This window comes from Aminobacter sp. P4_D5 (assembly GCF_056401815.1).
The window spans coordinates 1-24,539 of record NZ_JBFUIP010000028.1 but is presented as its reverse complement, the minus strand read 5'-3'; the positions used below and the strand labels follow the sequence as shown (position 1 = coordinate 24,539).

21 protein-coding genes and 1 tRNA gene are annotated in these 24,539 nt (G+C 61.2%); 13 read left to right on the top strand and 9 right to left on the bottom strand.

Annotation, left to right across the window (positions count from 1 at the left end; genetic code table 11):
- Positions 1 to 3 precede the first annotated feature (3 nt).
- From AC1DWF_RS08915 to AC1DWF_RS08885, 7 genes are all read right to left on the bottom strand, one after another.
- Positions 4 to 1,317, bottom strand: a complete 1,314-nt coding sequence (locus AC1DWF_RS08915; RefSeq protein ID WP_476787972.1) for a BatD family protein — start codon at positions 1,315 to 1,317, stop codon at positions 4 to 6.
- Entirely contained in the window at positions 1,314 to 2,879 is a 1,566-nt protein-coding gene (locus tag AC1DWF_RS08910; protein ID WP_476787971.1) for a vWA domain-containing protein, read from the bottom strand. The genes AC1DWF_RS08915 and AC1DWF_RS08910 overlap by 4 nt, the downstream gene beginning before the upstream one ends.
- Complete coding sequence (locus tag AC1DWF_RS08905; RefSeq protein ID WP_476804391.1) at positions 2,876 to 3,883, bottom strand: vWA domain-containing protein; 1,008 nt, start codon at positions 3,881 to 3,883, stop codon at positions 2,876 to 2,878. Before AC1DWF_RS08905 ends, AC1DWF_RS08910 begins: the two co-directional genes overlap by 4 nt.
- Positions 3,870 to 4,397 carry a DUF4381 domain-containing protein gene (locus tag AC1DWF_RS08900; RefSeq protein ID WP_476785960.1) on the bottom strand — a complete coding sequence of 176 codons (528 nt, stop codon included), beginning with the start codon at positions 4,395 to 4,397 and terminating at the stop codon, positions 3,870 to 3,872. The genes AC1DWF_RS08905 and AC1DWF_RS08900 overlap by 14 nt, the downstream gene beginning before the upstream one ends.
- A gap of 2 nt (positions 4,398 to 4,399) precedes the next feature.
- Positions 4,400 to 5,401, bottom strand: a complete 1,002-nt coding sequence (locus AC1DWF_RS08895; protein WP_476785959.1) for a DUF58 domain-containing protein — start codon at positions 5,399 to 5,401, stop codon at positions 4,400 to 4,402.
- Positions 5,402 to 5,412: 11 nt separating this feature from the next.
- Positions 5,413 to 6,387, bottom strand: coding sequence for an AAA family ATPase (locus AC1DWF_RS08890; RefSeq protein ID WP_476787969.1), 975 nt, complete (start codon positions 6,385 to 6,387; stop codon positions 5,413 to 5,415).
- Between the two features lie 87 nt (positions 6,388 to 6,474).
- Positions 6,475 to 8,043 carry an arylsulfatase gene (locus tag AC1DWF_RS08885; protein WP_476787985.1) on the bottom strand — a complete coding sequence of 523 codons (1,569 nt, stop codon included), beginning with the start codon at positions 8,041 to 8,043 and terminating at the stop codon, positions 6,475 to 6,477.
- A gap of 372 nt (positions 8,044 to 8,415) precedes the next feature.
- Between AC1DWF_RS08885 and AC1DWF_RS08880 the strand changes: the two genes are divergently transcribed.
- The 13 genes from AC1DWF_RS08880 to AC1DWF_RS08820 all read left to right on the top strand — a co-directional run bounded on the left by AC1DWF_RS08880 (position 8,416) and on the right by AC1DWF_RS08820 (position 23,208).
- Positions 8,416 to 9,423, top strand: a complete 1,008-nt coding sequence (locus tag AC1DWF_RS08880; RefSeq protein ID WP_476841611.1) for an HAD family hydrolase — start codon at positions 8,416 to 8,418, stop codon at positions 9,421 to 9,423.
- Positions 9,424 to 9,458: 35 nt separating this feature from the next.
- Positions 9,459 to 10,427: a polyphosphate kinase 2 family protein gene (locus AC1DWF_RS08875; protein WP_476783653.1), complete on the top strand. Its 969-nt coding sequence runs from the start codon at positions 9,459 to 9,461 to the stop codon at positions 10,425 to 10,427.
- Positions 10,428 to 10,440: 13 nt separating this feature from the next.
- On the top strand, positions 10,441 to 11,394 hold the full coding sequence (locus tag AC1DWF_RS08870; protein WP_476783654.1) for a formylglycine-generating enzyme family protein: 954 nt from the start codon (positions 10,441 to 10,443) through the stop codon (positions 11,392 to 11,394).
- A 211-nt stretch (positions 11,395 to 11,605) separates the two neighbouring features.
- Entirely contained in the window at positions 11,606 to 11,797 is a 192-nt protein-coding gene (locus tag AC1DWF_RS08865) for a hypothetical protein (RefSeq protein WP_476783655.1), read from the top strand.
- A 385-nt stretch (positions 11,798 to 12,182) separates the two neighbouring features.
- Complete coding sequence (locus AC1DWF_RS08860; protein ID WP_476783656.1) at positions 12,183 to 13,178, top strand: BMP family lipoprotein; 996 nt, start codon at positions 12,183 to 12,185, stop codon at positions 13,176 to 13,178.
- A gap of 16 nt (positions 13,179 to 13,194) precedes the next feature.
- A complete protein-coding gene (locus AC1DWF_RS08855) occupies positions 13,195 to 14,778 on the top strand; it encodes an ABC transporter ATP-binding protein (RefSeq protein WP_476841610.1) in 1,584 nt (527 codons plus the stop codon).
- Positions 14,753 to 15,850 (top strand): ABC transporter permease, encoded by a 1,098-nt coding sequence (locus AC1DWF_RS08850; RefSeq protein WP_476841609.1) that lies wholly within the window; start codon positions 14,753 to 14,755, stop codon positions 15,848 to 15,850. Before AC1DWF_RS08855 ends, AC1DWF_RS08850 begins: the two co-directional genes overlap by 26 nt.
- A 2-nt stretch (positions 15,851 to 15,852) precedes the next feature.
- Positions 15,853 to 16,812: an ABC transporter permease gene (locus tag AC1DWF_RS08845; RefSeq protein ID WP_476841608.1), complete on the top strand. Its 960-nt coding sequence runs from the start codon at positions 15,853 to 15,855 to the stop codon at positions 16,810 to 16,812.
- Between the two features lies 1 nt (position 16,813).
- Positions 16,814 to 17,611, top strand: a complete 798-nt coding sequence (locus tag AC1DWF_RS08840; RefSeq protein WP_476783660.1) for a purine-nucleoside phosphorylase — start codon at positions 16,814 to 16,816, stop codon at positions 17,609 to 17,611.
- A gap of 44 nt (positions 17,612 to 17,655) precedes the next feature.
- Positions 17,656 to 18,642 (top strand): sugar-binding transcriptional regulator, encoded by a 987-nt coding sequence (locus AC1DWF_RS08835; protein ID WP_476787964.1) that lies wholly within the window; start codon positions 17,656 to 17,658, stop codon positions 18,640 to 18,642.
- The gene (locus AC1DWF_RS08830) at positions 18,639 to 19,874 is read left to right on the top strand and encodes a phosphopentomutase (RefSeq protein ID WP_476787095.1); all 1,236 of its coding nucleotides are present in this window, start codon (positions 18,639 to 18,641) and stop codon (positions 19,872 to 19,874) included. Before AC1DWF_RS08835 ends, AC1DWF_RS08830 begins: the two co-directional genes overlap by 4 nt.
- On the top strand, positions 19,867 to 20,865 hold the full coding sequence (deoC, locus tag AC1DWF_RS08825; protein WP_476787984.1) for a deoxyribose-phosphate aldolase: 999 nt from the start codon (positions 19,867 to 19,869) through the stop codon (positions 20,863 to 20,865). Before AC1DWF_RS08830 ends, deoC begins: the two co-directional genes overlap by 8 nt.
- Before the next feature lie 15 nt (positions 20,866 to 20,880).
- Positions 20,881 to 23,208, top strand: coding sequence for an aldehyde dehydrogenase family protein (locus AC1DWF_RS08820; protein ID WP_476804392.1), 2,328 nt, complete (start codon positions 20,881 to 20,883; stop codon positions 23,206 to 23,208).
- Positions 23,209 to 23,634: 426 nt separating this feature from the next.
- Here AC1DWF_RS08820 and AC1DWF_RS08815 read toward each other — a convergent pair whose 3' ends face one another.
- Positions 23,635 to 24,246 (bottom strand): hypothetical protein, encoded by a 612-nt coding sequence (locus AC1DWF_RS08815; protein ID WP_476787962.1) that lies wholly within the window; start codon positions 24,244 to 24,246, stop codon positions 23,635 to 23,637.
- A gap of 200 nt (positions 24,247 to 24,446) precedes the next feature.
- A tRNA-Arg gene (locus tag AC1DWF_RS08810) sits at positions 24,447 to 24,523 on the bottom strand.
- Positions 24,524 to 24,539: the final 16 nt, after the last annotated feature.

The following is a 24,539-nucleotide window of genomic DNA, read 5'->3' as shown; positions in this document are numbered from 1 at the left end:
GGCTCAAGGATTGAGCGCTGGCAAGGCTGAAACGGGCGAGAAGCTACCTGCGCTGCTGGCCAGCCATTGTTTTCTGGCGCGCGCTACTCCGAGCTGAAGTTTCTGTGGATCGCAAGGCACGGCATCCGCCTTGGCAGCGAAGATTGCACCTTCAAGCCGCTCGAATTCAGCTTGTGTTGCCGTGTCGCCGGTCTGGCGGAGCCAGGAAGACACCGGCGCGACACTGGACCGGCGCGCCCAGGAATCGAGCGCCGCATAGATGACGGGCAACTTGCCCGACCGGCAGGCGTGCTCGAAACGCTGGAAGTAGGCAGCCTCGGATTGTTCGTGTTCCAGCATGCGCGCGTGACGCCAGGCGGCGAGACACGGCAAGGCGCTGGTGATGAGCCAGGCCAGGACCGCCAGCCCGGCAATCGCAGCCGCCGCCCACGGCCAGTATTTCAGCCATGCGTCCCAAGCCGGGGGCGCCGGTTTTTCGGGAGCAGCCGGCGGTGCGATGGCGGGTTTGAAGGCAGCGGCCTCGACGACCGACACAGCTATTTCGGGGGCCTGCGCCGTTTCGTGCTTTTGCGATGCCGGGTCGTACCAATCGATCTCGATGGCGGGCAAAATGTAGCTGCCCGGCTTTTCGAAGGCGTAGGTGACGCGGTCGATGCGCTTGCCGTTGCCATCCTGATCCGACAGCACGGGATCATGCGGATACATGCGCACGCCGTCGGGGGCGCCAAAATCCGGCACCGGGATCATCATCGCCTGCATGCCCTGTGCATCAGTGGTGACGATGCGGACCAGCGTGTCGCCGGCTTTCAGCCCATTGGGCTCGCGGTCGAGGTTTTGGCTAACGGTCAGCGCGGCCGCGGTCGCCACATTCCCTGCGGGTGCGCCCGGCACGCCGGCAACGGTGAATTTCACCGGCGTCAGCTTCACCGACCCGTTGGTCGCCTGGCCTGGAACCGCCGCATAGGCGAAGGTGATCTCCGCCGGCGGCAACACGTATTCGCCGGGAGCTTGCGGAGTGACGAGGTACAGTCGGCGAATGCCCGAAAAACTCTCGCCGTCGATTGTCTCGACCATGTTCTGGGCCCGTATGTCGGGCAAGGTGACGACGGCGTTCGGAATATCGAAGTTCGGAAACTGCGGCGGCGACATGAAGAAATTCGGCACTAATACATCGACCTGGACCTGAACCTGCTGGCCCGCAACGATGGGCGCAGGCGTCAGGATCTCGACCCGGACGGTCGGCTCAGCGGCATGAAGCGGTGCAGCAGCGGCGATGACGAAGAACAGGGCAGCCAGGCAGCGTGGGAAAAGGTTCATTGCTTGCCTCCCGCTGCTTCAAGGGCAAATCGGCGGGCTAGCAGGTCGGTCGGCGTGACCTGGATGTTGCGCATCCACATTTCGGCGGTCTGTCGGGCAAGGTCGACCGTGCCTGCCTTGCCCTTTTTGCCCTTGTCGTCGAACTGGACCTGGTCCGGCTTCTCATTGGGGTCCTGTTGCTGCTCGTCCTCTTCGTCCTTCTTCTCGGCGATGAGCTTTTCCAGGACGGCGAGGTTGGCCTTGGCTTCGGGCCAGTCGGGTCGCAGCTTCACCGCCTCGTTGAGGCTGACTACTGCCTCATCGAGCTTGTCGAGATGGGCCAGCGCGCTGCCCTGATTGTAATAACTCTCGGCAGTCCTGACCTGCGCAAAAGCGTCGATCGCGTCGGAAAACTTGCCCGCCCGATAAAGTGCCGCGCCGCGCCACATGGGGTCAGCGAAATGCGCCGCAGCACCGGCATAGTCGCCCTTGTCGAAGGCAAGCCGCCCCTGCTGGTCAGGCGTCAGCCACATGCCGGCGAAATCGAACCCGGCAGCGTTGGCGCGGTCCGGTGCAACAAGGGTTGCCACGACGAGGGCCGCGAAAGCCCATTGCACCGTCCAGCCGCGACGGAACCAGAACGCACCGAGCACGGCGATGGGAATGATGAGCCACCAGCCGACATCGAGCCAGCGTGTGTGGCCTTCGGCGAGCTTGGCCTGCAGATGGCTTTGCACCCGCTGCGCGATCCAGCGGATGTCGCTGTCGTCCATGGTGATGGTGGCGACGCGGACGCCGGCATCGCGCCCGAGCGCCTGCAACTGCGCGACATCGAGTTTCGCAATGACGCGGCCACCGCCTTCGGACAGGAACTCGCCCTCCCCGGTCTTCACCGGCCCGCCTTCTTCAGTGCCGACACCCAGAACCATGATCTCATTGTTGCCGGCATAATTCTTGAAGGCATCCGTCGCCGCCGGCTCGACGCCGTCGGTGAGGAAAAGCAGCGTGCCCGGCACCTGCTCGTTTTTCAGCCCGGCTTCGACGGCTAGCAGCGCCTTGGCCGTATCCTTGCCCTGCACGGGCATGATCCGTGTCTGCAGCGCATTGACATAGGTCTTGACCAGATCGGCGTCGTCGGTCAGCGGCAGCACCATGTGGGCCGAACCGGCATAGGCGTAGACAGCGGTGCGCGCGCCGGGCCTGAGCTTGAGCAGGTCCTGGACCTTGAGCTTGACGCGCTCGAGCCGCGACGGCGAAATGTCGATGGCGTCCATCGTCTGCGAGACGTCGATCGCCAGCACCAGCGGCGCCCTGTCTTCGACAAAAGGCGGCTGCTGACGCTGCCATGTCGGTCCGGCCGCCGCGATGGCGCCAAGTGCGATGACCACGGCGATGAAATGCACCGGCCGCCACCGCTTGCTGCTTTGCCGATCGATCAGAAGACTGTCGAGCAGATGCGGGGCGATGAGCCCACTCAACCTTGCTCGCGCGTCGGTCTGCCGGGACACCAGAAACACCAGCGCAATGGCGGCCAAGATGGCCAGAAGCCACCATGGTCGCAGGAAATGAAAATCCCCGATCATGAGGCCTGCCCTGCCCGGTCGACAGGCTTGCGGCGCAGAACGACCCACAGCCACGCGAACAGGTGATAGGCGATCAGCAACAGCAGGGCAGCGCCCAGGGGATAGCTGAACAGCTCGATCTTGGGACGCCAGGACAGTGTCGTCTGGTTGGCGGGCGTGATCTTGTCGAGGGTAGCGTAGATATCCGCCAACTGGTTCTGGTCCTGCCCGAAGAAATAGCGGCCGCCGGTCGTCGTGGCGATCTTCTGCAGCGCGGCGATGTCGAGCTTGTCTTCGCCGGTGGCGCTGGGGTCGCCGATGCCGACCGTGTGGATGACGATCTTGTTCTGGCTGGCGATATCGGCCGCGCGGTCCGGCGGCATCTTGCTTGCCGTATCGTTGCCGTCGGTCAAAACGACCAGCACCTTCTCCGGCGCCTTGCTGTCGGCGAACATCTTGATGGCAAGGCCGATGGCATCGCCCAGAGCCGTTCGCGGCCCCGCCATGCCGGGCAGCGCGTCTTCGATCATGGTCTGGACGGTGAGATGATCGAGCGTGAACGGCACAAGCGGATACGGCGCGTCGCCGAAGGCGATCAGCCCGACGCGGTCGCCCTGCCGGCGCTTGACGAAATCGGCGACGACCTGCTTCACGGCATCGACGCGGGCTTCAAGCTGGCCCGTCGGATCTCGAAAATCGCGCGTGTCCATCGATTGGGAGAGATCGAGCGCCAGCATCAGGTCGCGCTGCGGCTCTGTCTTGGTAATCGGGGGCTCGACAAACTGGGGCCGTGCCAGAGCCAGCACGATGAGAAACCAGCACAGCGGCGCGAGCAGCCTTTGCACCCAGTTTGTGCGCGGTATGACCGAACCTTGGGTCGGCACAACGCCGGCAGCATCGGCCACCTCGCCGAAGAACGGGATGCGGATGGCGGCGGTTTCCTCGCGGTAAGCCGGCACCAGCCACCAGATCAGCAATGGCAGCGGCAGCACCGCAAGCAACCATGGGTACTCAAGCTGATACACTATGGCCCTCGATCCATCGGCGCGCGGAGGCCGCAAACATGCGCGCGTCATCCTCGCTGACAGCGGTGCGCGTTTGCCTTGAACGGTATTCGAGATCGTCGAGCAACTGTGCGGCCGGCTCAGGAAAGGATTTTTCGCCGCCATGCTTGCGCAGGAAAGCGAGCCAGTTTCCGCCGCTGAGCGAGGCCACGGCATCGCGCGGCCAGGCGGCGAGCGCGACACGCTTCAGCAGTTCGGGCATGGCTTCAAGGGCTTCAGCGCGCGCCGCTGCATCGCCGAGCGTCTGTTCGATCCTGGTCAGTTCGGCAAGCGCCTCGCGACGATAGCGGTTAGCGACGCGCCGCCTGTGCCAGCGCCACACGGCAAGGACAAGCAAAGCTGCGGCTATCAGCGCAAGCAGCGCCCAACCCCAGGTCTGCGGCATCCATGAGACAGGCGTTGGAACGGCGATGTCAGCCAGCTTTTCCAGCGCCAGTCTGGTCAGTGGATCCTGTTGGGGCTGTACCGGCTCCATGGTCAGCGCCTTCTTTGCCGCCAGGCAAGCTGGCCCAGCGTTCGGCGCAGTTGCGGTGCGGTTGCCTCGGCTGCGGAAACCAAAAGCATCGGCAGGCCGAGTTCCTTTTGCCAGGCCATCAGCTCATCGCCGCGCTTTTTGGCGAAATCGGCAACCCCGCTCCGGACCCTGCCGTGCCCGAGAGGCAGCTCGGCCTGCATCGAGCCGCCGCTGACGACGATGTGGCCGGTCTCAGGCAGCTCGAGCAGAAACGGATCGTAGACCAGCACGGCAATCACGTCGTTGCTGATCGTCAGCCGCAAAAGCAGGTCGCGGGTGCGCGGACCATGGCCCTCGAAATCGCTGATGACCACGACCAGATGATCGTGACGCGCCACATTGGCGACAGCCTCCAACGCGACGTCGAGCTGGCCCGAGCCGCGATGGTCGGACAGATCGGCCTTCAGCTCGTCGGCATTCTGTTTTGCGATCACGCCGGCGAGTTCAATCACTGCCGCCCGGCTTCGATGGGGTCGTAGTTCATCGATGCGGGTGTCGTTGAAGACGAAGCCGCCGACACGGTCGCCGAGGTTCATCACCCGCCAGGCGCAGAGCGCCGCCGTCTCCGCCGCCGACACCGATTTCATCATCAGGCGGCTGCCGAAAAACATGTTCATGCGCTGGTCGACGACGATCAGCGCGGGCCGATCCTTCTCTTCGTCATAGACGCGAACGAAAGGCTTGCCGGTGCGCGCCGTCACCCGCCAGTCGATGGTGCGGACGTCGTCGCCTGGCAGGTAGTCGCGCAGTTCCTCGAAGGAAAGCCCGCGCCCCCGCATGTTGGAGGCGTGGCGGCCGGCGAGCAGGCGATTGACGGGTTGCTTGCGGAGGAAATTGAAATCCCGCGCCGCTGCTTCCAGCGCCACCAATTGCTCGACCGTCGTATACACCCCCTCGGCTGACGCCGTGGTGCGCGGCCTCGTCAGCCCCTTCGACCGTCCCAGCGCTGACAAGGAGAAGCCCATGGATGCCTCCGTCAGGCGACCGCCACCAGTTCGACGACACGATCGACCACCTGGTCGGCGGTGACGCCGGCGGCATGCGCCTCGTAGGACAATATCAGGCGGTGGCGGAAAACGTCATGTACCACCGCCTTCACATCGTCGGGACTGACATAGTCGCGGCCCTTGAGCCAGGCGTAGGAGCGGGAAACCTTGTCGAGCCCGATCGAGCCGCGCGGACTGACGCCGACCTGGATCCAGCTCGCCAGATCCTTGTCGAGCTTGGCCGGCTCACGCGTCGCGTAGACAAGCGCGACGATGTAGTTCTCCACCGCTTCGGAAACGGTGATGCCGCCGATCTGCTTGCGCGCGTCAAAGACCGATTTGGGGTCGAGCTTGGCGGCTTGCTTGGCTGCGGGTTTGGCGCTGCCATCCTCTTCGCTGCGCACCAGCCGCATGATCTGGGCTTCGGCCTCGCGGGCGGGATAGTCGACCCGCACATGCATGAGGAARCGGTCGAGCTGKGCTTCGGGCAGCGGRTAGGTGCCCTCCTGCTCGATCGGGTTCTGCGTCGCCATGACGAGAAACAGTTCAGGCAATGGATGGCTGTCGCCGCCGACCGTGACCTGCCGCTCCTCCATCGCCTCCAGGAGCGCCGACTGCACCTTGGCGGGGGCGCGGTTGATCTCGTCGGCGAGGATCAGATTGGCGAAGATCGGCCCTTCCTGGAACTTGAATTCGCCCTTGCCGCCCTCGCTGAAATAGACTTCCGAGCCGGTGATGTCGGAGGGCAAAAGGTCGGGCGTGAACTGGACGCGCGACAGCTTGGCGTCGAGGTTTTTTGCCAGGCTCTTGATGGCGCGGGTCTTGGCAAGGCCGGGCAGGCCTTCGACCAGAAGGTGGCCATCGCTCAAAAGGCCGAGCAGCAGGCGCTCGATCATGGCATCCTGGCCGATGATTGACTGGCCGATACGTTTGCCGAGGTCGACAATGTCGTCGTGTGCGGTCATGCGAGCCCCGTATTTCGTCTCCGGACGCACCGATGATGGTGCGCCCGTGTTGCTTTGAAAGCGAGCTAGAGCTGATCGATGGTTCGATTATTTCTCAATGCCGCGATCCTTGAATGACTTGTCGATCGCCTTGTTCACCTCGTCGCGAACGCCCTCGATGTTGAAGCTGGCAACGCGCTGGCTGGGCGGGTACTTCACGAAGGTTTCGAGGAAGGCGGCTCCCTGCAATTGCCCCTTTACGAGGAGATAGTCGTTCCTGACCAGCCAATCATTGTACTGGTCGGAGACGATATCTGCCCGCTCGTAGGGATCCATACGCAGGTTGAATAGTTTGGGCAGGCGCAGAACTGTCAGCGGGTCCTGCCAGACGCCGAACCCGCCCGGTGTCCGCTGCTCATGGAAGACCACCTTCCAGTCATCGTAACGCGTGGCAACGAGATTGCCATCGTCATCGAAGTAGTAGAAGTCGCTGCGCGCGCTCTTCGGAGCTTTACCGGTGAGGTAGTCGAGCTGGTTGTAGCCATCGAGATGGTTCGTGAAGGTGGTCTGACTCCCCTCAGGTTTCCATCCCTTCAGCAGGCGATCTTTGACCTCCGGATCGCCGGCGGCCGCAAGCAGGGTCGGGAACCAGTCAAGGCCGGAAACCATTCCGTTCGAGACCTGCCCCGGCTGGATGTGCCCCGGCCAGCGGACCATTGCCGGTACACGAAACGCGCCTTCCCAGTTGGTGTCCTTTTCGCTGCGGAACGGCGTCGTTGCCGCATCCGGCCAGGAGAACTGGTTCGGGCCGTTGTCGGTGGCGTAGACGACGATGGTGTTGTCGGTGATGCCCAAGTCATCGAGCGCCTTCAGGAGCTTGCCGACGTCGCCGTCATGCTCGACCATACCGTCGGCATATTCGTTTCCGGGCATGCCGCTCTGGCCGCGCATGGACTCGCGGACATGGGTGAAGAGATGCATGCGCGTCGTGTTCATCCAGGTGAAGAAAGGCTTCTTGGCCTTGGCCTGGCGATCCATGAAGTCGATAGCAGCAGCGGTCGTCTCGTCGTCGATCGTCTCCATGCGCTTCTTGGTCAGCGGGCCGGTATCTTCGACCTTGCCGTCGGCAGAGGCTTTGATGACGCCGCGCGGAGAGTATGCTTTGAGGAATTCAGCGTCGTCCTTTGGCCAATAAGGGGCTTCCGGCTCTTCTTCGGCATTGAGGTGGTAAAGATTGCCGAAGAATTCGTCGAAGCCGTGATTGGTCGGCAGATATTCGTCCTTGTCGCCAAGGTGGTTCTTGCCGAATTGCCCCGTGGCATAACCCAAAGGCTTGAGTGCTTGAGCGATCGTGATGTCACCTGGCTGCAGGCCAACGGGAGCGCCGGGAGCGCCGACCTTGCACAAGCCCGTCCGCAGGCACGTCTGCCCGGTAATGAATGTCGAGCGCCCCGCCGTGCAGCTGTTTTCGGCATAATAATCCGTGAACATCATGCCTTCCTTGGCGATGCGGTCGATGTTCGGAGTTTTGTATCCCACCAAGCCCATGGAATAGGCTGAGATGTTGGTCTGGCCGATGTCGTCGCCGAAGATGACGAGGATGTTGGGTTTTTGCGCGTCCTGCGCGCTGGCGGATGAAACCGCCCCGATGGCCAAACAACTGGCCGCAGCGATCATCGCCGCCCTCAAGATACTTCCCTTCCGCATAGTCATACTCCTGAGCGAAATCAGTTGGAACGAACCGGTGCTTTCAAGACGGGGGTGTCCGCCAAAATGTCGGCGGACTTTGTGCCGGACCTCCTTTCGGCACAGTCACTGTATTGGCGCACTTCACGCAAGGGAAGACGGAACGTATCAGGAATGTATTGGTCGGCGCCAAAGCTTACGCATTGTAAATAAACTGATAATCCGATGGTCTTTTTCGGTCCATGTATGAGATTGTATTAGTATCAACGAGTGCTAACAGAAACGGCATTCGGTTTCGCTCTGGAGGATTGGAGAAAACGCATATAGCATCACAGATGAGCAGTTCAGACGGAGGCGATTTTGATGACCCCCTCACGCAACTTCTTCCTGCAAACATTCCTGGCACTTCCTCTCCTTTTGCTGGCGCTTGTCTCCAGCGCCCTTGCCCAGGCCGACCCGTTGCCGTCGTGGAAGGACGGCGCGGTGAAGTCGGCGATCACGGATTTCGTCGCCAAGGTGACGAAGGATGGCGGCGCGGATTTCGTAAAACCCGAAGAGCGCATCGCTGTCTTCGACAATGACGGAACGTTGTGGTCGGAGCAGCCAATCTACTTCCAGCTGGCTTTTGCTCTCGACCGCATCAAGGCGATGGCGCCACAGCACCCGGAATGGAAGGACACCGAGCCTTTCAAGTCCGTGCTGGCAGGCGATATAAAAGGGCTCGCCGCATCGGGCGAAAAGGGCCTGATGGAGCTGATGGCGGTAAGCCATTCGGGCATGACCACGGATGAATATGCCGCCATCGTTTCCGATTGGCTGAAAACAGCGCGCCACCCCCGTTTCGATCGCCCCTATGACGAGCTGGTCTACCAACCGCAACTGKAGCTTCTCGACTATCTCCGCGCCAACGACTTCAAGACGTTCATCGTCTCGGGCGGTGGCGTCGAATTCATGCGCGGCTTCGCTGAAAAGGCCTATGGCATTCCTCCCGAACAGGTCATCGGATCAGCCGGGGTGACGAAGTTCGAATTGCGCGACGGCAAGCCGGTTCTGGTCAAGGAGCCCAAGGTCGAGTTCATCGACGACGGCCCTGGCAAGCCTTCGGGCATCAACAATTTCATCGGCCGCCGTCCCATCCTCGCCTTTGGCAATTCGGATGGCGACCAGCAGATGCTGGAATGGACGGCGGCCGGCGACGGCGCGCGCTTCATCGGCATCGTCCACCACACCGACGCCGACCGCGAATGGGCTTATGAYCGGCARTCGCATATCGGCAAGCTCGACAAGGCGCTCGACGAAGGCACAGCCAAGGGCTGGACGATCGTCGACATGAAGAGCGACTGGCTCACCATTTATCCGCCGGCAAAATAGCGGCGAGTTCCCGTTCAGCATCAGAGGCAACCGACATGCTGCCAGCCGAAATCGTCAAGGCATTTCGGGTGAAGAAAGGCCGGAAGTTCCATCTTGCGGATTTCGACCCGGGCGACACATGTGGCCTGGACATCGAAAAGGACGACGCCAAGGAGCTGCTGGAAGCCGGCGTCAAACGCCTGCGCGGGCTTCAGGATCGGCTTTATGCCGAGGGCCGGTGGTCGGTGCTGATCGTCCTGCAGGCCATGGACGCCGCAGGCAAGGACAGCGCCATCGAGCACGTCATGTCCGGGGTCAACCCCCAGGGCTGCGACGTAACCTCGTTCAAGGCGCCGAGTTCGACCGAACTGCGCCACGACTTTCTGTGGCGCTGCGCGGTCAAGCTGCCGGAGCGCGGCCGCGTCGGCATCTTCAACCGCTCCTATTACGAAGAAGTGCTTGTCGCCCGCGTGCACCCAGAAATCCTCGCCGGCCAGAACCTGCCGCCGGAACTTGTGACCGACGACATCTGGAAGGAGCGCTTCGAAGACATCTGCAGCTTCGAAAATCACCTGGCGCGCAACGGCACGGTCGTTCTCAAGTTTTTCCTGAACGTCTCGAAGGACGAGCAGAAACGGCGTTTCGTCGAACGCATCGACGAGCCCGAAAAGAACTGGAAATTCTCCAGCCAGGACCTTGTCGAGCGCCAGAAATGGAGCGCCTACATGGAAGCCTATGAGGACATGATCCGCCACACCGCAACGAAAAGCGCCCCCTGGCATGTGGTCCCGGCCGACAACAAATGGTTCACACGGCTGGTGATCGCGGCAACGATCGTCGACCGACTGGAAAAGCTCGACCCTCAATTCCCGACCGTGGACGACGACGCCAGGCGAGCGATGGAAAAGGCGCGCAAGCAGCTTGCAGACGAGAAATCCCGAGACCCAGAAGCGCGAGCGCAAGGCGGCGAAAAGATCGACACCGCCAAGGCAAGGTGTATGCTGTCACGCGTGCGAAGCCGTTGAAAGAGAAATCGCCATGAACGAAAGCGCAGTCATCGGCAAGGCGGATATGCTGTGGATTCCAGGCGGCACGTTCCGCATGGGCTCGGACAATCACTATGCCGAAGAACGCCCTGCCCACCGCGGCACCGTGGACGGGTTCTTCATGGACAAGACCCCGGTCACCAACCGCCAGTTCCGGCGTTTCGTCGAGGCGACGAACTACACCACCTTCGCCGAGATTCCGCCGAATCCGGCGGACTATCCCGGCGCGCTGCCGCATTTGCTGCAAGCCGGCTCGCTGATCTTTTCGCCACCCAAAGGCCCGGTTGACCTGCGCAACTGGGGGCAGTGGTGGGCCTTCAAATTTGGCGCCAACTGGCGCCGTCCCTACGGCCCGGGCAGCAACATCAAGGGGCTCGACGAGCACCCGGTGGTCCATGTCGCTTATTGTGACGCGGAGGCCTACGCCAAATGGGCGGGCAAGGAGCTGCCGACCGAAGCCGAGTGGGAGTTTGCGGGCCGTGCCGGGCTGGAGGATGCCGAATATGCCTGGGGCGACGAACTCACCCCCGGCGGCAAACACATGGCCAACACCTGGCAAGGCATGTTCCCGCACGAAAACCTCAAGAGCGACGGCTACGACCGCACCTCGCCGGTGACCGCCTTTGCGGCCAACGGCTACGGCCTCTATGACATGATCGGCAATGTCTGGGAGTGGACCAGCGACTTCTGGTCGACCAAGCACACGGAGGATGCGCCGAAGGCCTGCTGCGTGCCGCTAAATCCGCGCGGTGGCCCGATCGAATCGAGCTTCGACCCGAACCAGCCCCGGATCAAGATCCCGCGCAAGGTGCTGAAGGGCGGCTCGCATCTGTGCGCGCCCAACTACTGCCGCCGTTACCGCCCGGCCGCCCGGCACGCCGAGCCGGTCGACACCTCGACCAGCCATGTCAGCTTTCGCTGCGTGCTGCGGCAAAAGCCGGAGTAAGGCCGAGAGGCTTCAGCCGGCTGGGCTGCAAAACCCATTGGAATGCAGGGTTACGAAGGCGCCACCGGCGTTCACTGACTCTGGCCGCCAATTCTTATGACATTTTGATTTCCGTGCCGTTTCGGTCACCTCGAAACCCTATGCGCCGCGACGTATTGGTGTCGCGCAAGCGGCACTCCAGTCGCTGGCGACATCGGGTGGCGGAACGAAAATGTGGCTCAGCGCGATAGATCAAGGATTGCAGTGGTACGACCGATTGCAGGTCTTTTCACAAGGCGACCCGTTCGAGCGCTTCGTTCCGCAGCGGATGAGAACGTCCGGTTTGGAGACTTTCGGCGCAATAGCCATGGTCTTGTCGGTAATCGGCTCCGCCGCCGCGATCCTTGCGAAAATCCTGCTCTGATGCGTCCGCGTGTGGCCTGTGCCACGCGGTGAAAGGGTGCGGCCACCGAAAAGTGGCACCTCGACCACACCTCGCGCGAAATGGACCCACGCTGTCGTGTCTTCGCGAGCGTAGGTGACGCGAGGCGTCGGGAGCGATCGTACGCGCCTCAATCTGCATGCCGCCTTGCCGACCCACCTTGCCGACGTCGAACCGCGGCCACCACACAAAAATGTGGATGGTCTCGGTGGGCCGCTGCTCGCCCGGTCGTCAACAACGCAATTGCCTGGCGCTTTTGCGACCCGATTGCTGCGCCGGTACCCGCTGGAAAATGCGTTTGAATAATAATTCATAGTGTGCATTATTATCAACCAAGGGTCGGGAGCCCTTGTTTGGAGAGGACATCATGAATTTTGTGCGCGCCGTCGTCGTAGCCAGCTCAATGCTTGGAGCCGTGTCCGCGGCCCTGGCCGATGCCAACCCGGCGGTCATTTTCGACCTGGGTGGCAAATATGACAAATCGTTCAACGAGGCGTCGTCTGTTGGAGCCGAAAGGTTTCGCCAGGAAACCGGCATTGCCTACCGCGAATTCGAGCTGCAGTCGGATGCGCAGAGAGAACAGTCCTTGCGGCGCTTCGCCCAGCAAGGGCACAATCCGGTGGTCGTCACCGGCTTCTCGTGGGGACCGGCGGTAAAGGCGGCTGCGCCGGAATACCCTGATACGAAGTTCGTGCTCATCGATTCCGTTGTCGACCTTCCCAACGTGCGGTCGGTGACGTTCAAGGAGCAGGAAGGCTCCTATCTGGTGGGCCTCATGGCCGCCATGGCCTCGAAATCAAACAAGGTTGGCTTTGTCGGCGGGATGGATATTCCGATGATCCGCGCCTTCGCCTGCGGCTACAAGCAGGGCGCCAAAGCGACCAAGGCCGACATCGAGGTGCTTGAGAACATGACCGGAACCACCGGCGCTGCCTGGCGCGACCCTGTGAAGGGCGGCGAGCTGGCCAAGTCGCAGATCGGCCGTGGCGCCGACGTGGTCTACCATGCCGCTGGCGGAACGGGCATTGGCGTGCTGCAGGCGGCTGCGGATGCCGGCGCGCTTGGCATTGGCGTCGACAAGAACCAGAACCATCTGCATCCCGGAAAGGTGCTGACTTCGATGCTCAAGCGCGTCGATGTCGCCGTATATCAGGCCATGATGGACGTTCAGAAAGACGCCTTCACGCCCGGCCTTCAATCGCTCGGCCTGGCCCAGGACGGCGTCGACATTGCCGTGGACGACAACAACAAGGCTCTCATCTCGCCCGAGATGGCTGCGGCTGTCGCAGCGGCCAAAAGCCGGATCGTCTCCGGCGAGACCAAGGTGCACGACTACCGCACTGACGACACCTGCCCGCTCTAAAATTTGAGGCCGTCAGATGGTCAGCAACGAGACAGGGGAGACCGTTTCGGTCTCCCCCGCGATTGAGCTCATTGGCATATCCAAATCGTTCGGTTCTGTTCACGCGAACAAGAACATCTCGATGACGGTGGCCAAAGGGACAATTCACGGAATCGTAGGTGAAAACGGCGCCGGCAAATCGACGTTGATGTCGATCCTGTATGGCTTCTACCAAGCCGACAAGGGCGAGATACAGGTCAACGGCAAACGAGTGGCAATCCGCCACTCCAACGATGCGATCGCGGCCGGAATTGGCATGGTTCATCAGCATTTCATGCTGGTGAAGCCGTTCACGGTGCTGGAAAACATCATTTTGGGCGCCGAAGACGGCGTGCGCTTGCAGCATTCCTACAGCAAGGCGCGGCGGATCTTGAAGGAATTGGCCAGCGAGTACGGTCTCGAAGTCGATCCAGATGCGGTGGCGGGCGATCTTTCTGTCGGGTTGCAGCAAAGGGTCGAGATCCTCAAGGCGCTTTATCGCCAGGCCGAGATCTTGATCCTCGACGAGCCGACGGGTGTCCTGACGCCGGCGGAAGCCGACCATCTGTTTCGGATTCTGCAGGGCCTCAAGGCGCAAGGCAAAACGATCGTGTTCATCACGCACAAGCTGCGCGAGATCATGGCGATCACCGATACGGTCAGCGTCATGCGGCGTGGCGAAATGACCGCGACACATCCGACCGCCGACATGAGCGTGACGAAGCTTGCCGAACTGATGGTTGGGCGCTCCGTCGAATTGAAAGTGCTCAAGCCCGCGGCAAAGCCCGGCAAGGATGTACTTTCCGTCCATGATCTGACGGTCGCAAAAGACGGCGTCGAGCGGCTGRAGTCCGTCTCCTTCAATATTCGTGCTGGCGAGATCCTTGGCGTGGCAGGCGTAGCCGGCAACGGCCAATCCGAACTGCTGGAGATCTTGTGCGGGATGCGCCCGGCGACAAGCGGCGAGGTCCGGCTGAACGGTGCGATCCTCGACGTCTCGCGCGGCGGCCGCGCGGCTGAAAAGCGCCAGAAACGGATCGGCCATGTTCCCGAGGACCGGCACCGCCACGGGCTGGTCATGCCATTCAGCGTTTGGGAGAATGCAAGCTTCGGCTATCACCGCAAGCCTGCATTCACAAAGGGGCTGTTCTCGCGCCCCAGCAAGATGAAACAGGCCGCGCGTGCGCTGATCGAAGCGTTCGACGTTCGGCCAGACGATCCATTCCTGAAAACCGCCAATCTGTCGGGCGGAAACCAGCAAAAGATCGTCCTGGCACGCGAGATCGGACAAAACCCCGACCTGCTGCTGATCGGTCAACCGACGCGAGGGGTGGATATCGGCGCCATCGAATACATTCATCGCGAGATCATTTCGCTGCGCGAGCAGGGCAAGGCGATCCTGCTGGTTTCGGTCGAGCTGGACGAGATTCTCGGCCTGTCGGATCGGGTGATCGTGATGTTCGATGGCCGCATATCGGGTGAACGATCCGTTGACGACACCGATGAAAACGACCTTGGCCTGCTCATGGCTGGCGTGAACCAAAGGGAGAGCTCCCATGCCCCAGCTGCCAAAATGGGCTGATGTGTTTCTGGTTCCGCTGCTGAGCGTGTGTCTGGCGCTCGTCGTGTCGGGCCTCGTCGTGCTGGCGATCGGAGAAGACCCGCTGAAGGCCGTTCGCGTGATGGCCACAGGCGCATTCGGCAACAGCTACAATCTCGGTTTCACCCTCTTTTATTTCACCAATTTCCTTCTCACCGGCCTGGCGGTTGCAGTTGCTTTCCACGCCGCGCAGTTCAACATCGGCGGTGAAGGCCAGGCGATCTTTGCCGGGATCGGTGCCGGGCTTGTGGGACTTTCGCTCGACCAGACCCATTGGCTTATCGTGCTGCCAGCGGGAATTCTGGTTGCGTTCGCCTTTGGTGCGGCATGGGCTGCGATACCCGCTTATCTGCAGGTTCGCCGCGGCAGCCACATCGTCATCACCACGATCATGTTCAACTACATCGCGGCGGGCTTGCTGGTTGYGCTTCTCAGCAACATCCTTAAGCCCATCGGCGCGTCCGCTCCCCAATCCCGTACCTTCGACGACGCCGCTCACCTGCCGCGTATCGATGAAGTGCTGGCCTGGTTTGGCTTTGAAGTACAGCGCATGGAGGGCAACATCATGTTCTTCGTTGCACTGCTGGCTTGCGTCCTGGTTTGGCTGCTGCTGTGGCGAACCCATTTCGGCTACGAGATCCGCGCCTTCGGCCATAGCGAGAAAGCCACCGACTACGCCGGGATATCCAGCTTCCGCATCGTCATGCTTGTCATGCTGATCTCAGGCGGGCTGGCCGGATTGATGGCCACCAATTCCGTCCTGGGGCAGCAGCACGCACTGGTGCTTGGATTTGTCGAAGGCGCGGGTTTCACCGGAATAGCGGTCGCGCTGATGGGACGCTCCCATCCCTTCGGTGTTGCCCTGGCCGCGCTTTTGTTCGGCGCGCTTTACCAAGGTGGCGCGGAACTGGCGTTCGAGATGCCGGCGATCCCCGCGAAGATGATCGTCATCATCCAGGCGTTGATCATCCTGTTTGTCGGCGCGATGGAAAACCTTGTCCGCATCCCGCTCACCCGCCTGTTTGCATTCGCCCAATTCTCGCGGAAGTCGTGATTATGGACGTCGATATCATCATTCAAATTCTTGGTGCGACGCTACGCGTGGCGACGCCAATCCTGCTGGCGTGTCTGGCGGGGCTGTACTCCGAACGTTCCGGCATTGTCGATATCGGTCTGGACGGCAAAATGCTGATCGCTGCCTTTGCGTCCGCGGCGACAGCAGCGCTTGTCGGCAACATCTGGATAGCACTTCTCGTTGCCGTGCTGGCATCTTCGGGGTTTGCGCTCATCCATGGCTTCGCATCGATCACACTGCGCGGCAACCAGCTGATTTCGGGTGTCGCCATCAACATGCTGGCGCTCGGCATCGCCTATTTGCTGGCGCAAACGATATTCGGAACGGGTGGTCAAACGCCTGGCCTCAATGCCGACCAACGCTTCCTGGGCATCGAGTTGCCTTTCCACAATCAGTTGGGCGGCGTTTACCAGCAGGTGATCTCCGGCCAGAGCGTGATCGTCTACCTGGCGCTTGCGCTGGTTCCATTGACCTGGTGGATCTTGTACCGGACACGTTACGGCCTGCGGTTAAGGGCTGTGGGTGATGCACCGAGCGCTGTGGATAYGGCCGGCATCAGTGTCACCAGGCTTCGCTATTCGGCCGTCCTGATCGGCGGCGTGCTCTGCGGTGTCGCCGGCACTTATCTTTCCACCGCCCAGGCCGCCGGCTACACGGACGGAATGACGGCGAACCGCGGTTTCATCGCCCTTGCCGCGTTGATCTTTGCGAAGTGGCGCCCATACCCCGCCCTCGGCGCATGCCTGCTGTTCGGCTTTGTCGAGGCCGTGGGTTATCAGATTCATGGAAACGTACACTTCGACAGCCGCGTGCTCGCCGCATTGGTCGAGTTCCTTGAAAGCTCGCTTCCCTACATTTTGACGATCGTAATCCTTGCCGGGTTCGTCGGAAAAGCAACACCGCCCGCTGCGGGCGGTATCCCCTACACAAAGGAACGTTGAAATGAGCACTGAAGAGTCTCTGAAGGTCATCAATGCCCGCTGCGGCAATCCCAAGGTTCGTATCGGCTTCATCCTCGGATCGGGCCTGGGACATCTGACCGAGGCCGTTGACGGCATCGCCATCGACTATACCGACCTGCCCGGCTTCCCCCATGCCAGCGTGTCCGGCCACACCGCCAAGCTTGTCATCGGCAAGCTTGAAGGCGTCGATGTCGCGGTCTTTGGCGGACGCGCGCATTTTTATGAAAAGGGCCAGGCTGACGCGATGCGCGTTCCCCTMGAAGTCCTTGCTGCCCTGGGTGCCGAACAGCTGTTTGCGACGAATGCCTGCGGGTCGTTCTCGACCGACATTCCTCCGGGCGAACTGATGCTGATTTCGGACCACATCAACTTCTCGGGCCGCAGCCCGCTCATCGGCGAGCCGACCGACAAGCGGTTTGTCAATCTCGTCGACGCCTACGATCCCGCGAGCCGCAAAAGGCTGATGGAAATTGCAGCCGCCGAAGGGATCGCGCTGAAGGAAGGCGTCTATTCCTGGTACTCGGGCCCGAACTTCGAGACACCGGCAGAAATTCGCGCGCTGAAAATCCTGGGCGCCGATGCCGTTGGCATGTCCACCGTTCCCGAAGTCATCCTGGCCAGGTTCCTCGGCATGAAGTGCTGTGCCGTGTCGGTCATCACCAACATGGCCGCGGGCCTAGGCACCGAACACATCAGCCACGAGCACACCAAGGCCAGCGCGCCCATCGGCGCGATGAAGCTCGAAAAGCTTATCCGTGGCTTTCTGCGTGGCCTATAAGTAGCTTACGGCATCGCCGTTTGCATTGGCCAAGGGAGACAAGAATGAAAGAAACATCCAGCGACTGGCACCAGTACAATGTGGTCAAGGCTGCCTGGATGTATTTTGTCGGGGGCAAAAGCCAGGCTGAGATCGCAAAAGCACTGAACATGTCTCAGCCCAGCATAAACCGCCTTATCGCCCAGGCGCAGCGCGAGCGGATCGTGCAGGTCTCGGTCAGCCGGCGGCCGAGCGAATGCATCGAACTCGAGATGGCGCTCTGCGCTGAGTTTGGGCTCGACAACTGCGTCGTCGTGCCGGTCGATGCCGCGTCGTCGCGCCGGTTCGAAGACGTTCTTCAACCCGTCAGCAAGATCGCAGCGGCCTACCTGACCTCAGTGCTGTCAGATGCATCGATCAAGCGCATCGGCATCGGCATGGGCAGAACCTTGGCTTGCACTTTTGCCGAGGTGGTTACGATCGAGCGGCCGGACCTGGAGGCGGTGTCGATTTCCGGCTCTCTGACCCGGTCGCTCGCCTCCAACAGAATGGACCCGGTTCAGGTTCTTGCCAGAAACGTTCGCGGAGACATGTACTTCCTGCCGGTTCCCTACCTCGCCAACAGCGTGGAGGAAAAGAACGTTTTCCTGTCCCAGCCTAGCGTTCAGCAATTGTTGGACAAGGCCCGCGCATCGGATCTGTTTGTCGTCGGCATAGGCTCGCTTGGCCGCGAAGACCATTTGTGTGCAAATCAGGTCATCACCGAAGCCGAGTACGAAGCACTGGTTGCCACCGACGCGGTGGGTGATCTGATGGGCCGGTTCTTCGACATCAACGGACGGCTGGTTCCGGTTGAACTCGCCGACAAGGCTGTCGGGATATCTCCCGCGGAAGTGTCGGATCGGCGATGCATCGCCATCGTTTGCGGAGAGACCAAGGCGAAGGCAACGCTCGGCGTGCTGCGCAGCGGATACATCAACGAGCTCGTCATCGACGAAGCTCTTGCAACACGCGTGCTCAAGAGCTTCGATAGCCGAAAATTGGTGTCATGACGAACAACCGAGCCATTTTGATCGTATTGGATTCCGTCGGGATCGGCGGTGCCGACGACGCAGTCCTTTACGGCGACAACGGGTCCAACACCTTGGGCCACATCATCGAGGCAGCCAACCAGGGCAAGGCCGATATCGAAGGCATTCGCCGTGGGCCGCTGATGCTGCCCAACCTGGGCAGCCTGGGTTTGTTCAACGCATTGCGACTGGCTGCAGGCGAGGCTATCGCCAGCGAGCCGGCAACCGGCACATGGGGCGTGGGGGTAGAAAGCTCCAAAGGCAAGGATACGACATCTGGCCATTGGGAGATTTCTGGAACACCTGTCAGCAAGGACTTCCACTATTTTCCGAACCAGGTCCCGACCTTTCCCGACAGCCTGATCGACGACATCGTCACGCGCTTCGGCTTGCCGGGCGTGATCGGCAACAAACATGCGTCGGGCACACAGGTCATCGAGGAATTCGGCGCCGAACACGTCGCCACCGGCAAGCCCATTTTCTACACTTCCGCGGACTCGGTCATCCAGATCGCTGGGCACGAAACCCATTTTGGCCTCAACCGGCTTTACGCGCTTTGCGCGCTGACGCGTGATCTGGTCGACCCGCTGGTGGTCGGCCGCGTCATTGCCCGGCCATTTGTCGGCGAAGAAAATGCCTTCGTCCGCAGCCCCAACCGACGCGACTTCTCGATGCCTCCCTTCGACCAGACCCTGCTCGACGAACTGGTGGCGGCGGGCCGACACGTGACCGGCGTTGGCAAGATCAGCGACATTTTTGCTGGCCGGGGCATATCGGAATCGCGAAAGGCGACAGGCATCGAAGGCACTGTCGATGCGACGCTCCAGGCGATGCGCGATCTGCCGCCTGGCGGGCTCGTGTTTTCGAACATCGTCGAGTTTGACAGCGAATTCGGACACCGCCGCGACGTCGCCGGCTACGCCAACGCGCTGGAGATCGTCGACGGCCTCATTCCCTCGATCCTGCGCGAGCTGGGTCCAGGCGACCTGCTCGTCCTGACCGCCGACCACGGCAACGACCCGACCTGGCCAGGAACAGACCATACCAGGGAAAGAACACCCATCCTGATCGCCGGGCCGGGCGCAAAACCGGGATCGGTCGGGCTCAGAGGGTTTGCCGATATCGGCGCGACGATCGCGACGCATCTTGGCATCAAGACGAACATGCAAAGCAACAGTATCGATTGGAAGGGGAACGTGGATGTCCATGCCTGAAATTGGCGAAGGGATGATCCCTTCTGCTCCCATTGGGCACAATCTGCCGCGCAATCCCGGGATGGCACTTGATCTCGATTGGGTCGAGGCCGTGCGGGCGAATACCTCGGCAATCGAGCGCCGGACCAAGAGCCTCGTTGCGAGGCGCACCGCCAAGAAGGATTATCAGGCGGCCTGGCTGTTGCGAGCCGTGTCATGCATCGACCTGACCACCTTGTCGGGCGACGACACAGAGGGGCGGGTTCGGCGCCTTTGCGAAAAGGCAAAGCGCCCGATACGCGCCGATATCCTTGAAGCGCTCGGCATGTCCGGAATGAACCTGACGACAGGCGCGGTCTGCGTCTATCACGAGATGGTCGAGCCGGCGAAACGCTTCCTCAGCGGCAGCGGCATCCCTGTCGCTGCGGTTTCCACCGGCTTTCCGGCAGGTCTTTCACCGCTCGCGCTCAGGCTGAAGGAGATCGAGGCGTCCGTTGCAGCAGGCGCCAGCGAAATCGACATCGTGATCTCGCGCCGCCATGTGCTCACCCAGAACTGGGCGGCACTGTACGACGAGATTTCAGCATTTCGCAAAGCCTGTGGCGATGCGCATATGAAGTCCATTCTCGCCACGGGCGAATTGAAGACACTGCGCAACGTCTACAAGGCGTCTCTCGTTGCGATGATGGCGGGCTCGGATTTCATCAAGACCTCGACCGGAAAAGAGGCGGTGAACGCGACGCTGCCGGTATCGCTCATCATGGTACGCGCCATTCGCGACTATCATGAGCGAACCGGCCATTTTGTCGGCTACAAACCGGCCGGCGGTGTCAGCACGGCCAAGGACGCGCTTTCCTATCTGATCCTGATGAAGGAAGAGCTGGGGCGCCGCTGGATGGAACCAGACCTGTTTCGGTTTGGGGCATCGAGCCTGCTTGGCGACATCGAACGCCAGCTCGAGCATCATGTCACCGGCGCATATTCCGCCTCTTTCCGCCACCCGCTTGTCTAAAGGGGCATGAAGGCAATGAACGTAAGAGAGATCTACGAAACGATGGAATACGGCCCGGCACCCGAGAGCAAGACCGAAGCTCTGGCCTGGCTGAACTCCCACGACCGCCGGTTTGGCCTGTTCATCAATGGCGCCTTTTCGGCGCCCCTGTCCGGCTCTACCTTCAAGACGTCCTCCCCGGCCACTGGCGAGACGCTGGCCGAGATCGCGCTTGCCGGCGACGGCGATGTCGATGCGGCCGTCAAAGCGGCGAGACGCGCCCAGCCGGCCTGGGCAGCACTGAAGGGAAGCGAGCGTGCCCGCTTCCTCTACGCGCTGGCCCGCCACCTGCAAAAGCACGCGCGGCTCTTTGCCGTGCTTGAGAGCATGGACAATGGCAAGACGATCCGCGAAAGCCGCGACATCGATATCCCGCTCGCCGTGCGGCATTTCTACTATCACGCCGGCTGGGCCTCGCTTCAGGCGAAGGAGTTCGCCAATTATGAGCCGCTTGGCGTTGCCGGGCAGGTCATCCCCTGGAACTTCCCGCTTTTGATGCTGGCATGGAAAGTGGCGCCCGCGATCGCGATGGGCAACACGGTGGTGTTGAAGCCGGCCGAGCAGACCCCGCTCACGGCGCTGCTGTTTGCCAAGATCTGCCAGGAAGCGGGACTGCCTGACGGCGTCGTCAACATCATCACCGGCGATGGCGCAACGGGTGCAGCACTTGTCGACCATCCTGACGTCAACAAGATCGCTTTCACCGGGTCTACGGCAGTCGGCAAGCTCATCCGCCAGCGCACCGCCGGCAGCGGCAAGAGCCTGACGCTCGAGCTCGGCGGCAAGTCTCCGTTCGTCGTGTTCGACGATGCCGATCTGGACAGCGCCGTTGAAGGGATCGTGGATTCGATCTGGTTCAACCAGGGTCAGGTTTGTTGCGCTGGCTCCCGCCTGCTGGCCCAGGAAGGCATTGCCGAAAAGCTGTATGGCAAGCTTGCCGCGCGCCTGCGCACCTTGCGTGTCGGCGACCCGTTGGACAAATCCGTCGACATGGGCCCCATAGTTTCAGCCGAACAATTGGAGCGTGTTCGCGAGCTGGTGCAAACCGGGATCAGCGAGGGGGCTGAACTCATCCAGGCGCCCTGCGATCTGCCCGATACCGGCTATTTCTACCCGCCCACGCTTTTGACCAATGTCGAGACATCTCATCTGCTCGCGCAAGAAGAGATATTTGGTCCTGTCCTGGTGGCGATGACGTTCAGGACTCCCGGCGAGGCAGTCGAGATCGCCAATCACACCCGCTATGGGCTTGCGGCGAGCGTGTGGACCGAAAACGTCAACCTCGCACTCGACATGGCGCCGAAGTTGAAGGCCGGCGTGGTGTGGATCAATTCGGCCAATCTGTTCGATGCGGCCGCCGGCTTCGGTGGTGTCAAGGAATCCGGTTATGGCCGCGAAGGCGGACGCGAGGGGCTGTTCTCCTACCTCAAGCCCATCGCTCCCGCAAAAGCAGCACAAAAGCCAGCCAAGAAAAACAAGGTCCAGGCGGTCGAGGGCGTCGATCGCACGCCCAAACTGTATATCGGCGGCAAGCAGGCGCGGCCCGATGGCGGGTACTCCATGGAGGTCACCGCAGCTGAAGGCTCCTTGCTCGGCCATGTCGGTCTGGGTGGCCGCAAGGATATCCGCAATGCCGTGGAGGCCGCGCAAAAGGCCAGCAGCTGGGCCAGCGTGTCGGGCTACAACAAGGCGCAGATCCTCTATTTCGTCGCGGAAAACCTGGCCGCCCGCCGCCAGGAATTCGAAGCCAGGATCGCGGCGATGACCGGCGGGGACGACGGTGCCGCCGAACTGGACGAGGCGCTCGACATCCTGTTCACCTATGCAGCATGGGCCGACAAATATGACGGTGCTGTGCATTCCGTGCCGATCCATGGCGCGGTGCTGGCAATGAACGAACCCAACGGCGTCGTTGGCATTGTCTGCCCGAATGAGCGTCCATTGGCTGGATTGCTTGCGCTGGTCGCGCCAGCGCTTGCCACGGGTAATCGCGTGGTCGTCATTCCAAGCGAGACGCACCCGCTGTCGGCCACCGATCTCTATCAGGTATTCGACACATCCGACCTGCCGGCCGGCGTGGTGAACATCGTGACCGGCAATACGCTGGATTTGGCGCAGGTTCTGGCGCAGCACAATGAAGTCGACGCGCTTTGGTATGACGGCCCTGTCGAAGGCATCGCCCCGGTAGAAAAAGCGTCTGTCGGCAATCTGAAAAAGGTCTGGATCGTTGGCCCCGAAGGTGACCGCGACGTACTTCGTCACGCGACACAGGTCAAGAATGTCTGGATCCCCTACGGAGAATAGGGCCTAAACAGCTCGGTCGACGCCAGTCTCTTGGTCAGAGGCGTCGACCGGTTCAGCCGCAGCACATGTGCAACGGAGCTTCAAAATGACAGCTATCCAAGAAGACCCTCCGATAGCAGTCCCCTCACACCCTGAGGAAATCAAATCCACTTTCGATCTGCGCGTGGGGAAGAACATTACCTTGCAAGGCAGTGCCAGAATAACGCCAGCCGGCGTGATCAGCACCGGAATAGCGGTCGCCGCCATGACGCTTGCAGCGGCTTATCTTATATCGTCAATGCGGCGTCCCGGGAGTTAGGCTGACGTCAGTTGGGCGGACAGGCAATCACCTTGCAACGAGTGCGGCGGCCCGGCGAAGTGGGATCACTTCGCCGAACAGTTTCGCGCCAAATCGCTCAAAATCTTCAACTTTGGCGGCGTTTTGCTCTAGGACCACTGAAGCGAGCTCACCTTGTCCGCCAGAATTCCAAAGTCGGTCCGGTCGCCAGCAAAGTCGATCATTGCGCCCGTGAAGTCGCGATGCTCAAAGAGCCTCGTACGACAATTGGCGAAGGTTTTGATTGATTCTGCCTCGTCATTCCACTCATCGCCAACATATGGTTCTGCAAAATCTATGTCGAAGAGCGACCCGGTGCAGTCACCATCGGCGCTGTACGTCAAAGAGCTGCCTCCGAAATTGGCGCCAGAATGCAGAATGGCAATGACGCGCTCCACGCCTCTTGGCTGGATGTCATCGTTTTTCGTTTCACCAGTGGGCCTCAATCTCTCCAGGAGGCGCTGATCGTTCACCGCCGTCCGTACATCGGCCGGCGCATCGGTGATCTGGCCGCCGGTCGCCGCCCGTATGGCATCTGTGAAGGTGTCATAGCACGCGGTCTGGGCTTTAGGTTTCGTCAGGCTCTGGACGCAGTGTCGAGAAACCTCTGCGGATTGAGCCATCGTTTCGCTGGGCGTGAGCCAAAGTGCTGGGATGGCGATAGCGGTCGCGACCACAAGCATGATCGTGGCAGGCACATGATTGCGTACAGGGTGCGCCATGGAAGTGCTCCTCATCATGAGTTCAAGGAATCCTCCCTTGCGGGAGTGACCATGAGGCTGCCTGACGTGGGCTTACATTTCACTTATGGGCGGGCGAAGGGCCGATGCTGGCAGAAKCACACGCGTGGCTGATTTCGTTGCTAGCTACCCATTTGTAGCCCTGCCAAAATGCCCAAGCTATCGATTTGTTATTGAATTAATGGCGCGCCCGAAAGGATTCGAACCTCTGACCCCCAGATTCGTAGTCTGGTGCTCTATCCAGCTGAGCTACGGGCGCGCAACAGGCCATGAAT

Bases quoted from the DNA above. Each gene is read 5' to 3' on its own strand.
- AC1DWF_RS08915 (WP_476787972.1), bottom strand. From the start codon at position 1,317: ATGAACCTTTTCCCACGCTGCCTGGCTGCCCTGTTCTTCGTCATCGCC.
- AC1DWF_RS08910 (WP_476787971.1), bottom strand. From the start codon at position 2,879: ATGATCGGGGATTTTCATTTCCTGCGACCATGGTGGCTTCTGGCCATC.
- AC1DWF_RS08900 (WP_476785960.1), bottom strand. From the start codon at position 4,397: ATGGAGCCGGTACAGCCCCAACAGGATCCACTGACCAGACTGGCGCTG.
- AC1DWF_RS08895 (WP_476785959.1), bottom strand. From the start codon at position 5,401: ATGGGCTTCTCCTTGTCAGCGCTGGGACGGTCGAAGGGGCTGACGAGG.
- AC1DWF_RS08885 (WP_476787985.1), bottom strand. From the start codon at position 8,043: ATGATCGCTGCGGCCAGTTGTTTGGCCATCGGGGCGGTTTCATCCGCC.
- AC1DWF_RS08875 (WP_476783653.1), top strand. From the start codon at position 9,459: ATGCTGCCAGCCGAAATCGTCAAGGCATTTCGGGTGAAGAAAGGCCGG.
- AC1DWF_RS08870 (WP_476783654.1), top strand. From the start codon at position 10,441: ATGAACGAAAGCGCAGTCATCGGCAAGGCGGATATGCTGTGGATTCCA.
- AC1DWF_RS08865 (WP_476783655.1), top strand. From the start codon at position 11,606: ATGTGGCTCAGCGCGATAGATCAAGGATTGCAGTGGTACGACCGATTG.
- AC1DWF_RS08860 (WP_476783656.1), top strand. From the start codon at position 12,183: ATGAATTTTGTGCGCGCCGTCGTCGTAGCCAGCTCAATGCTTGGAGCC.
- AC1DWF_RS08835 (WP_476787964.1), top strand. From the start codon at position 17,656: ATGAAAGAAACATCCAGCGACTGGCACCAGTACAATGTGGTCAAGGCT.
- AC1DWF_RS08830 (WP_476787095.1), top strand. From the start codon at position 18,639: ATGACGAACAACCGAGCCATTTTGATCGTATTGGATTCCGTCGGGATC.
- deoC (WP_476787984.1), top strand. From the start codon at position 19,867: ATGCCTGAAATTGGCGAAGGGATGATCCCTTCTGCTCCCATTGGGCAC.
- AC1DWF_RS08820 (WP_476804392.1), top strand. From the start codon at position 20,881: ATGAACGTAAGAGAGATCTACGAAACGATGGAATACGGCCCGGCACCC.
- AC1DWF_RS08815 (WP_476787962.1), bottom strand. From the start codon at position 24,246: ATGGCGCACCCTGTACGCAATCATGTGCCTGCCACGATCATGCTTGTG.